Raw genomic sequence first — 11,397 nt, forward strand, 5'->3', positions numbered from 1 at the left:
TTATAACGCCCTTATCTTGGATTCTGTAGTATTCCCGTTAAATTGATTACTTCTTTAGTCGGAATCAAAAAGGTATATCTCAAATCATTCGGTTGAAGTGGTGTTTCCCCTATTGTATTCATATCGCGGCGCAATGTTACGGCAAATTGCGGATCTTTGTTCAATCTCCGGAGATCAGTCCACCTTAGGGTACGAAAAATCAATTCTTTCCTTCTTTCGGTTAAAATTTGAATTAGAGCTTCATTCGCACTGAATGCAGTCAGATTGACATAAGGTGGAGCCATACGCTTAACCAATAAGGTATTCAGATCCTGCATCGCCAAGGACGTATTCCCGGCACGTGCGTAACATTCTGCCCGGACCAGGTACATCTCATCTGTGGCCAAACCCATAAATAAATTTGGGTTAACTGTCCCGTCGTAATTACCCCGAAAACCAATGAGACCATTGGGGTCTCCCCAGGGCTCTCTCCCTTCTGCAAAAAACACGGTCTTACGTCTATCGTTTGCAGCATAAGAATTGTATAAGTTCGGTTCAATTTGTACTTTGCTTTGATCCAGAACTCCATAAATTGTAACTGCCTGAAAGATGACTTCGACATTAAACCGTGAAAATGAAGGCGATTCTGGTTCGCTGCTTACCGTAATCGCCGTCGGTGACGCGCTTGTGGCATTATAATCAATTAATGTGCCCTGTAATTTCAGACATTCATTAGCCATTTTGCCCGCATTGGCATAGTCCTCCATTGACAGATACACTCTTGCCAGCGCACCATAGGCCGCTGCTTTGGATGGGCGGGACTTGACCTGTACCGCTACCGGTAATAAGGAAATGGCTTCCGTTAAATCAGTTGTTATCCGATCATAGACCTCCTGCACCGTCCCTCTAGTCGAGATTTCGTTGGGATCCGGGCTCATACGTAATGGAATTCCCAAATCGGTATTTGCGGTAGAAGCGGTATAAGGCTTACAGAATAATTGCGCCAAATGATAGAATGCAAACGCCCGATAAAATAATGCTGAACCTCGAATCACCTTATAATTAGACTCGTCTGTAGCTATTTCTTCCAGAGTACTAAACACCAGATTGGTATTGTAAACCACCTGGTAGCCGCAAAGCCATTGAGTCACATGCTCACCCTGTGGGTTCCAGCTGTAATTCCACTTATCCTCTGGGGAGTTATTGACATCTTGTAAACCATTATAAACGGCATCGCTAAAATAGTAATTATCTGCAGCAACCTCACCATGATCCGGATAGCCTGCATTCATCCGGTTATAATCATCTAAAAGTGCTTGACAATCTGCCAATGTTTTTGGCACAGCCTTGTTTAGATCAGGTTTTTGATCCAAAAATTCCTTTTTACAGCCAGTCTGTATACTGAGTAAGATACCTAGTATAAATATTATTCTATAATGTTTCATCATATATTTTTTAAGTTATTTTACTGAATCTTACACGGATAGAGATAATCGTATAATCTTTATAACTTTATTAAAACCCGGCATTAAACCCCACTGTAATAGTCTTTGGAGCAGGAGGCTGCATCAATGACTCCGGATCAATCCCAAATTTATTGGCATGCCAGATAATCCCCAGATTATTGATGTTACAATAAATCTGTAAGCTTCGCAGTACTTTACCGCCTGTTGGGATGCGATAATCTATCCGAATATCTTCCAAACGGATATGATCGCCCGAAATCACCCGAGCAGACGAAGATCCATAAAATTGATCGCGATAAGTATCCCGTTCACCGGGACGAACCGAAGGGACAACGTCAAATTTATTTTCATCCCCCGGCTTTTGCCAACGATTGGCATATTCAGGATAGGGAATAGTATTTGAACTAAATAAATAGCTCTGGCCAGGACCTACACCCCGGCTTAATTTATACTTAAATTTATATAGAATATTGGCAGAAAAGGAAAAAGACTTCCACTTTACCGTATTGCGAAATGCACCATAGTAGATTGGGATAATCGACCCCTGATATTCCAAATCCTTAAATTTTGAATTGAAATAGATATTAGTATACTCCTTGGAAATATTGCCATTGCTATCATAGCCCAGCGGATCGCCTGTTTCGGGATCCAGTCCTGCAAAACGATAGGTATGCAGGCCAAAAGGCGTATAACCTTCCTGAAACATGCCCAAAATTTCAGCATTGCCAAATCTCGGCACGTAAAGGTAAGCAGATTCTGCCTCAGGTAACAGATATTTGGTAACGACAGACTGCGTATAACTCAATAACAAATTACTCGTCCACTGAAAATCCTCCGTCTGCATATTAATGGAACGTAAATCAATATCGACTCCATTGGTCTTCAGATTTGCCGAATTGGCCATTATACTTTGATACCCCGTACTATTATCCACAGGTGTCGGTGCGATCAGATTATTCGATCGCTTCTGATACCATTCCAATGTGCCCGATAATCGATTTCCCTTTAACGAAAAATCCAGGCCCAAATTAAACATGCCCGTACGCTCGGGTGCCAGATGTGAATTGGGCGCATTAAGCACATTTGCATAAGGTAAACCTGTTGTATAATCTGGATAGGCACTATAGGCAACTGTTGGATAGGCCGCTATGGTATTATTTATATTGCCCATATAGCCATACGTGGCGCGTAATTTTAAAGTTTGCAGTAGACCAGGCTTAAAGAAAGCTTCCCGGTCCAGGTTCCAGGCAGCACCGATCGACCAATTCGGTTTAATGCGATCATTTGCGGATATTCCATAGATATTAGAAGCGTCATTTCGTCCGCTAATAGTCAAAATATAGCGCTTATCATAACTGTATGACGCATTCATAAAGACAGAAGTTTTACGATCTACATAAGTGGTTTGTAAAGTTATGGGTAGAGGAAGAATGGCAGTTTCCTGCCACACCATTAAGTACAGGAAGTTCTATGCCATAAGGTACTGGAGAAAAAGACATGGGGTCCGAATTATAACTTAATAACATATCCACATAAGGACTCCCCGTAATCTGGGCTTCACTACGTTCAAAACCGGCCAATGCATTGACTTCATGCAGCCTGCCTAAAGTCTGGTCAAAATTCAACTGGCCACGTAAGGTATTGCTCTTTCGCGGTACTACCCGTCGCTGAATACCATCACCAACGGATATTGGAAAACTGGCCGGAGCTGTCAAATCTGTGGTGCTATAGGTTGCAAAGGAATTAATATAATCTCGCAGAGCAAAAGAATTTCTGCTGGCGAATCTGGTCTCTTCATCAGTATACCTGCCATATTGATAATTAATTGACGCTTTGACAGATTGAAGCAGTGTATACGTCAATCCGAAATTCATTAAAATATCCTGCGCATTACTCTCATTATAATTAGTATTTATATCGTTGAGTGGAAAGTATCGCCAATCCAATAACCGGCCATTACCAGCTGTCTGCCGATATTTGCTGTTAGCCGCGTTGTATGCATAACCATTTGTCTCTAAGGAATTTCCAACATTATCAACTAAACGCAAATAGGGATAGGGCGCTCTTCCATCAATAGCTGTCCGAACTCTTTGGTCATGTAAAAGGTTACCTGAACTATGGTAAAGACTATTGGTATAGCGGATATCGGCACTTAGATCCAGATTTTTGACCGGTTTAAAGTTCATGCTACTCCGGAGATTCTTACGTCGATAATACGCATTAACCTCCGAATCGGTATTATGATCATATCCGCCAGAGAAAAAATACGAAAACTGCCGCCCGCCTCCACTCATATTTGCCGAATACTGTTGCAGTACCGCATTACGGTAAAGATATTTTGAAATATCTTTTCTTCGATCATAGTTTCGATACGAATCTACTTGCTCATCAATGGCAGCTCGCCCAGCGATATCATTTAGAGGTAACGCACGTTGCATAGCTAACAATTCGACCACGGGGGAAATTGCGGAATATATTGAATTAATGCTCCTATCATAAGTACCCTTTTCAAAATTATATTTTTCAATATCAATATAATCGGAACTGTTCATAAAAGGGCCATAAAATAGATCTTGTCGTTTTTTTATCGTTACACTATTATTAATGGCAATACGCAAAGGTTGATTCAATTTCCCCTGTTTCGTCATAATTACAATAACGCCATTGGAAGCACGGCTTCCCCAGACGGATGCTGCAGCGGCATCTTTTAACAAAGTCACACTTTCCACATCATTAGGATTGAGCTGATTGATATCGCCTTCATAAGGGAAATTATCCAAAATCACCAAAGGGAATCTTCCTGGGGTGCCCGCATCAAAAGGAGTACCCATACCTAAGGTACTGATCCCTCTAATTTGTAATTGACCTAAAGAATTTATTTTTCTACTTCCAGCTTGCGCATTAATTGAGGGCAATATTAATCGTGGAACCTGATCCACCATTCCAAAAATTGTACTAGTTGTCATCCCTTTCAACCTCGTAATGACATCTGGACCTATATTACGATTAAACAACTCATTGTCAACGTAGTCAAAGGATCCTGTGGCCCGTTCTTTTGGCAATCTGTAATAACCAGTACTTAATACATTGGCCTCTTCCAAGGTGTTTTCAGACATCCGCATAATGACCTCGATAAAGTCCTTAATATTCGCAACTTTGATCGTCCGCGTATCGTAGCCCATATAGCTGATGCGGATTCTCGCATCGATTGGTACATTGGTCAAGGAAAACATACCAAATAGATCCGTTTGGATACTTTGAGTAGTTCCTTCCACAGACACAGAGGCACTTTGCAGTGGTTTACGATTTTCATCCAACACTTTTCCTTGAATATTGCGTTGCTGTATTTCATTAACAGTTTTTGACTTAATCACCACCGTCTTATCAGAAATCGCATAGGAAAAAGGTTGTTCGCTAAATAAGCTTTCGAGGACAGCAGCCAACTCTAAGTTCTTAGCTTCAATATTCACTTTACGCGAATCTGCACGCAAACTTGCTCCATATAGGAAATCATAGCCCGTTTGTTTTTTCAACAGACTGAAGACTTGCTCTAAAGAAACATTACGTTCTGATAAAGATATTTTTTGCCCATAAGTACTTGCAGATGCATGCATGCAACCGATGAGAAGTAAAAATGTCGTTATTTTCATAACAAGCATAATATGGGGCGGTAGCCAACGCTGCCGTAACCCTTGTTTAAAATAAAAATAATCCATACTTTTGGGTTAGTTGGGTTTAATAGGTAAATTCATTTTAATGTGTTTGTTGACCCGGCTATTTGGCCATGTGTATGCGCGAACATACCGTGGCTTTTTTTGCCTACAGACCTTAATCCGATCGGAATATGAGCAGTTTTTTCATCTTTAGTTTATTTTTAATAATCGTTCGTTCATAGATAGGTTCCCCAACAGCAACTTATCCCTAGTCCAAAAGTGCTTTATTATTGGTGTTCATTAATTTTTTTACTACCAAAACGGGATAGGTTGAATTTAACCGTTATTTGAAGATATCGTCCCATTGGGTTGAAGGTGCGTTGCGTGACCGAGTTAGCTGTAGCCAGCAAGTAAACAGACTGTTGCTGCCCCAAAAGGTCATAACCCTGTAGTTGAAGACTCAGGTCTTTCTTAACGGTTAGATAAATTTCCGCGTAAGCATTCATGATTAAAGGATTCTTGATTGGTACCGTGTAACCGCCATTAATCCGATAGCTGCAGTCTGCTCCAACAATCCATCTCGGACTGATTGTCCATCGCGCATCGCTACTCATCTCCCAGGTATAGGTATGACTGCGTATAGCTTCATTTAATTCGTATGTACTCTTTGCCGCATAATAATTTAGATTCGCTGTCCAACGCAGTTTTTCTCTATTCAAAGTGAAACTGAGATTTTGACTCAGGTAAACAGTATTGCTCCCGCCTTCCTGCCCCTCGACATAGGTAGTCGAATGCTCTTGCTTCCCTGAGTGCTCCACCTGAATTGATAATGTTTCGCAAAGGTTAAGGTCATATCATAGGCAGCTCCCAAATTATAAGCCCCATTGGCATTTAAATAACGGGTTTCCTGCCGAAAGTTATTGAGAGTATCAGGTAGTAAGAGTACATTGCTAACCACTTGATTCAAACTCTTGTGCAGAAACAATGCTTAAAAAACATAATTGAAACACAAAGAAACAGAAAAACTGGAGTTTATTCATTTCGTATGGTGAAAAAAGAAATTTTTGATCAAAACAGCGACAAAGAAAGCCGCAAAGCATTGCAACTTTACGGCTTCTTTAAAAAATATATCATTACACCGCCATCTCTTTACTTGGCATCCGAAATGACCAAAACCTCAATTTCTCGCTCGGCCTCAATCAAATCCAAACCATGACGTTGTATTTCTTTCCGCAAGCCTGCTATGGTACCATCATCCGGCTGCATGCGTAGTATACCAGTGAAGCCTGTTTCATTAATGGCCGGTGGAAATTTTTGGGTATAATCTAAACGCATCATGACCAAAGCTGGAATAGACATTCCGTCCCCTTCTTGTGATAGGGTATCTGTAATAGGTTTATCAGTTTTTACAAAGACCAGACATTTGACTTTTCGCTTTTCATAGCGCGCATAAAGCCCTAATCGATTATTTAAATCCTGTACTGCTGATTTGGCTAAAACCATCTTATCAACTATCCCATGTTTCTCCATTTCATAGCATATCAGATTCTTACGATTCCAATCGGCTTGATCCTCCTGCCGATCATTACGAAAACGGGAAAGGTCTTTGACCTCGAATACAAGACGAGCGGGATGAGTATTCAAGTAAGGCATCTTCGTCGCATCTTTCAAGATTTCTGTCTCACTAAATTGTGGCTTCGTAGCCTGTAAAAGCACCTGATAAGCTGAAGAAAAGTCATAGTTAAATAATGCCAGACGACTGATATTACGTGCCGTATCTTGTTTAAAATTAATTCCACCTACTGCAGAAACCAAATTCGACATACCGGTCAAGACCGAATAACCATAAAAAGGTGAATCCATAACTTCCGTTGAAAAACCGTTCAACTGCATAATTGGGTTCATAGGGTCAAAGCTATCATTCTTTAAGGGCCAGTTCACCTCTTGACCATCCAATAGTTTCTGTATATTCACACCATTCATATAATCATAACCAGTAATGGCGACAACTTTACCTTTATAAATCCAGATTAAATGCGGATTAGTCTCATATCGGAAATAAGATCGTAAAGCACGATCATCCACCACAGAAGCACGATGAACAGGTGGGGTACGTTCGTTTAAAAAACGGTTGGTCTTAAAAAACTTCGTGATCATATCCTCGGGCTGCCAGGTGACGGAAAGTAACTTAATCCGATCTCCAAATACGCCTTGCAAAGAATCCAGCTTTGGCATGCTGGCAATGCAGGTGCCACAATATATATCCCAAAAATCGAGTACCAATAATTTATCTTTATAATCCGACGTGCGGATGCTGCGCTTGTCGTTGTTGATGATATTGTCGATCAGGATATCGGGCACCTGGTCGCCTATCTTCAATTCGGCAATGCCAGGAAACTAGTGGTGGTCGACCATATTTATCTTTTTCCTGCGCCTGTGCTATGCTGGTAATGAATAGTAATAAACAAATGAGTGTTGTTAATTTCATAATGTTGCGTTTGTGAGTTTATACCAATAGGTTCCTTCTCAACACAACTTCCCTAGTATTCCTTTTAAAAAAAATAAAAAACCGCAAGGGGCTCCCCCCTTACGGCCATTAAAAAAGCTACATACAAAACAGTCTTTTTATACGAACAAATCCGTTCGTTTTTCTTTTATCTAAGGTTTCATCACGATCAGTCGGTCGCCTTCTCGTTTGAATCGGACCAATCCGGTCTGTTCCAATTTCTCGAGCAAGGTGGACAGTTGATCAAATCGGGATACCGAGCCCGTGAGCCGCACATCTTGCACGGGGTCTTCATACACGACCCTGACCTTATACCAGCGTGCGATTTGCTGCATGATGGACCGCATCGCTTCATTGTCGAATGTAAACTTGCCGTCTTTCCAAAGCTCCAGATTGGTCTCGCTCAGTGTTTTGACACGGATACCCAAACCATCCAATTGTGCTTGCTGCCCTGGCCGTAACAGTACCTGCTCTTTGGACAGACGATCGGTGACTTTGACTTTACCCGCCAATAAGGTGGTCTTGATCAACGGATCTTCGGGATAGGCATTGACATTGAATCGTGTACCCAATACTTCCAGCTGCTGCCGTCCGGTAGCGACTACAAAGGGATGCTCCTCATCGGGGCTGACTTCAAAGTAGGCTTCACCATAGGTGAGCTGTACTTCTCTGCGCCCTGATCTGGGAAAGGCCGTGGGATAACGAAAGGAGGAAGCGGCATTGAGCCAGACCTGGGTGCCATCAGGCAACAACACTTGATACTGACCGCCTTGTGGAGTTTCAATACTATTGTAAACCACAGCACCTGTTGGCTGCGAATCATCGCCTCCAGCGATACGATAGACCAACTGCCCATCGGCGGTCTTAGATACAGCTACCCCTCCCTGATTAGCGAGCTTTCCATTTTCAGCATCTGATAATACGATACGACTACCATCGCCGAGTACCAAGGTCGCCTCGTCCGAGCCTGGCGGTATATCTACTGTACTGCCTGTGGTCATTACTGTTTCTTGGTCTTGTTTGCTGTACAGATAGATACCTACGCCGATGGTCATCACGGCAAAAACTGCTGCCACCGCACGTAACCACATGCCGCTCCTCCTTTTTTTACTTATCTCTTTTTCTATGATATTAAAAATCCGATTGCGTAGATGCTGATCTGAATGTGCATAATCTACGGCAATAAAAATGGGTTGATCCAACCCTTCACTATACCAACTGTTGAATTCGGCTACCTCCTCTGGAGTGATCCGATCTTCCAACCATTTGTGGGCCAGCAATTCCATACGTTTATTTTTCATATTGTTCATCAGCACAGCTTTATGATCTCTTTAGTATAGGTTCCTCCACTAATGCTTATCCCTAATATTTTTTTGAAAAACTTGTGCAATACCTGGAATACGGAAGGCGAGGAAAGACACTTAACTATTCTATATGGTCTTTGAAGGGGATACAAGGCACACAAAAAATTAAAGGGTGATAAAAAAATCTTTTAAACCGGTCTTGATGGTCTTAAGGGCTCTGGTGATGTACCACTCGATGGTCTTTTCGGAGAGGTCGAGCGTTGCTGCGATCTCTTTATGGCTGCGCCCTTCGATGCGGCTCATCTCGTAGACGAGCCGGCACCGCTCGGGTAACCCCTCAACCAGTAGCTGCAGCCGCTGGTTGACTTCCTGAAACGCCAGCCATTGCTGGGTAGAATCGTCCGATAACTCGGAGAGTACAGAATCAGCAACAATGTCGCTGATATGCTGATACTTGAAGCTCGCATTAAGGTATTTAAGCACTCGATATTTGACAGCAACCGAGAGGTACGAACTTAGGGAGGTATGGATTTCCAACTCTTCCCTACGATTCCAGATACTGATAAATATCTGCTGAACGATATCCTCGGCTTCCTCCAAATTGTATACCTTATTGGCTGCTGCGGTAAACAGCTTTTTCCAATAGCGATCGTACAATTCGGTGAAAGCAGGGTTGCTGCCCGCCTTTAACATCAGGATGAGCTCCTCATCCGAAAGTTTGCCTATCTCACCGTTCATAATGGATTAATAACTGACTCATTGCCAGAGCAATGAATACATAAATATACTTATAATCTATCATAAATTCAATCCAGGTATTTTATCCTATACTATAGCTAACTATAAGTAGGTTCCTTTATAAGCGGCTATCCCTAGTCGATCTGGGAAATATTTTTTTACTGTGATTGTGCTGGAATTTTTTCTAGTAAGAACCTATAAAAAACAAGAGGCCCCTTACGGTGGTAAGGGGCCTCTTGATGATGACTATAAATAGCTTATAGATTAGGATTTTTGTCTAGCTCTTCAAATGGTATGGCGAATAGATAATAGGGGCTATTGGCCACAAAATCGGTTCCATTCGGGAATTTCACCGTACGGTGTCCTTGTCCATTGACCGTTTTGGTGCTACCGTCTTCCTTGGTGATCTGCACCTGGATCGGTTTGCCCGTATCATCGATGAACAATTTACGCGCGACTTTTCCTTGTGTACGGATGATATCCGACAGGGAGAAGCCTTCGCCCCAAAGTTCTTTACGACGCTCGATCAAAATCTCTGCGATCAGATCTTTTCCTTCGGTACCGTTGAAAAGCTTGGCGCTACGCGCAGTACGTAAGGTATTCAAGGCTGCAATGGCTTTACCTTCTTCGCCTGCACGTGCATAGCCTTCGGCTTCGATCAAGTACATCTCTGCTGAACGCATGTACACGATATCACCGATCAGGTTGGCCGTTAATTTGAATTTTTTATACCTTAAAAAACCTTCGCGTCCTTCTAATGGATCCCATTCGAATAAACGGTAACGGATATCATTGGTATCGAATAACGCCTTGAAATAAGGATCGGCCATATAGCTGTAGTAATACGATCCAGGAGAGGATACATCCAGATAGTGGAAGGTATAACTGGCAGTATTCTGCTCGTTGGTCTGCTGATGTCCCCAGATCCATTCTGAATTGTCCAAGCTATTGAAGCCTTCTTCGTATTTTGCTGGTGCCATCAGGTCAAAGCCTTGTCGTGCTTTTTCTGCTGCTGCCGCTGCTAATTTCCACTCGCCTGTCTGTAGGTAGGTACGTGCCAAAAGGCCTTGAACAACGTTTTCATTGATCTTATATTTTTTCGGACGGCTGTAGTTGGCCAATAGCGTTTCGCTATCTTTTAGATCGCTTAAGATCAAGGTATACAATTGCTCTAAGGTAGCGCGAGGCTGTCCCTCAGTTTCGATGGTGGTAGGCTCGGTATAGATCGGAACCGTCAACGCTGTTTTATCTTTTTGATAACTGAATTGGTAGAAAGAAGCCAGATTCAGGTACGCAAATGCACGTAATACTTTGGCTTGGCCCTTCAACCTATCTTTATCTTGAACGCTGCCTTCTGCACCATCCACTTTGGCGATGACATTATTGGCATTGTTGATCACTTTATACAATAAGGTCCAGAACGATCTGTTGCGATAGGTCGTATTGTCATAAAGCTCTGTAAAGGTGTAAGCATCGCGGTAACCATATTTGGTGGTTACGGCAACATCGCTCCCCATCGCATCACTGGTGCGTAAGATAGCCGTATAGCCTGGATTGGCATAGGTGAAATAGGTATCGTTGAGGTAACCCCAGGTTCCGTTTACCACGGTCTCTACACCGGTCGTGGTCTTGTAGATCTCCGATTCGGCTACAGCAGTTGTTGGGTTGGTATCGAGCAAATCTTTTTTACAAGAGGTGCCCAATAAGGTAACTGCTAAAAGTATATAGGTAAATTTTAATTTCATATTCAT

General features: G+C 42.3%; 8 protein-coding genes. All 8 read right to left on the reverse strand.

Annotated elements, in window-relative coordinates; translation table 11 throughout:
* Positions 1-11: 11 nt before the first annotated feature.
* The 8 genes from ACFX5U_RS15615 to ACFX5U_RS15650 all read right to left on the reverse strand — a co-directional run bounded on the left by ACFX5U_RS15615 (position 12) and on the right by ACFX5U_RS15650 (position 11,391).
* Entirely contained in the window at positions 12-1,427 is a 1,416-nt protein-coding gene (locus ACFX5U_RS15615) for a RagB/SusD family nutrient uptake outer membrane protein (protein ID WP_400261341.1), read from the reverse strand.
* Positions 1,428-1,494: 67 nt separating this feature from the next.
* Positions 1,495-2,817 carry a hypothetical protein gene (locus ACFX5U_RS15620; RefSeq protein WP_400261342.1) on the reverse strand — a complete coding sequence of 441 codons (1,323 nt, stop codon included), beginning with the start codon at positions 2,815-2,817 and terminating at the stop codon, positions 1,495-1,497.
* Positions 2,818-2,830: 13 nt separating this feature from the next.
* Entirely contained in the window at positions 2,831-5,095 is a 2,265-nt protein-coding gene (locus ACFX5U_RS15625; RefSeq protein ID WP_400261343.1) for a carboxypeptidase-like regulatory domain-containing protein, read from the reverse strand.
* 290 nt (positions 5,096-5,385) lie between these two features.
* A complete protein-coding gene (locus ACFX5U_RS15630) occupies positions 5,386-5,916 on the reverse strand; it encodes a hypothetical protein (RefSeq protein ID WP_400261344.1) in 531 nt (176 codons plus the stop codon).
* A 331-nt stretch (positions 5,917-6,247) separates the two neighbouring features.
* Positions 6,248-7,477, reverse strand: a complete 1,230-nt coding sequence (locus tag ACFX5U_RS15635) for a TlpA family protein disulfide reductase (protein ID WP_400261345.1) — start codon at positions 7,475-7,477, stop codon at positions 6,248-6,250.
* Positions 7,478-7,756: 279 nt separating this feature from the next.
* Positions 7,757-8,914 (reverse strand): FecR family protein, encoded by a 1,158-nt coding sequence (locus ACFX5U_RS15640; RefSeq protein WP_400261346.1) that lies wholly within the window; start codon positions 8,912-8,914, stop codon positions 7,757-7,759.
* A 159-nt stretch (positions 8,915-9,073) separates the two neighbouring features.
* Positions 9,074-9,646 (reverse strand): RNA polymerase sigma-70 factor, encoded by a 573-nt coding sequence (locus tag ACFX5U_RS15645; RefSeq protein ID WP_400261347.1) that lies wholly within the window; start codon positions 9,644-9,646, stop codon positions 9,074-9,076.
* Between the two features lie 257 nt (positions 9,647-9,903).
* Positions 9,904-11,391 (reverse strand): RagB/SusD family nutrient uptake outer membrane protein, encoded by a 1,488-nt coding sequence (locus ACFX5U_RS15650; protein WP_400261348.1) that lies wholly within the window; start codon positions 11,389-11,391, stop codon positions 9,904-9,906.
* Positions 11,392-11,397: the final 6 nt, after the last annotated feature.

It is taken from the genome of Sphingobacterium sp. SG20118, from assembly GCF_044740685.1.
Taxonomy (GTDB): Bacteria; Bacteroidota; Bacteroidia; order Sphingobacteriales; family Sphingobacteriaceae; genus Sphingobacterium.

What these genes read in the sequence shown, in the direction of transcription:
- ACFX5U_RS15615 (WP_400261341.1), bottom strand. Translation starts at nt 1,427, where the DNA reads ATGATGAAACATTATAGAATAATATTTATACTAGGTATCTTACTCAGT.
- ACFX5U_RS15620 (WP_400261342.1), bottom strand. Translation starts at nt 2,817, where the DNA reads ATGAATGCGTCATACAGTTATGATAAGCGCTATATTTTGACTATTAGC.
- ACFX5U_RS15625 (WP_400261343.1), bottom strand. Translation starts at nt 5,095, where the DNA reads ATGAAAATAACGACATTTTTACTTCTCATCGGTTGCATGCATGCATCT.
- ACFX5U_RS15640 (WP_400261346.1), bottom strand. Translation starts at nt 8,914, where the DNA reads ATGAACAATATGAAAAATAAACGTATGGAATTGCTGGCCCACAAATGG.
- ACFX5U_RS15645 (WP_400261347.1), bottom strand. Translation starts at nt 9,646, where the DNA reads ATGAACGGTGAGATAGGCAAACTTTCGGATGAGGAGCTCATCCTGATG.
- ACFX5U_RS15650 (WP_400261348.1), bottom strand. Translation starts at nt 11,391, where the DNA reads ATGAAATTAAAATTTACCTATATACTTTTAGCAGTTACCTTATTGGGC.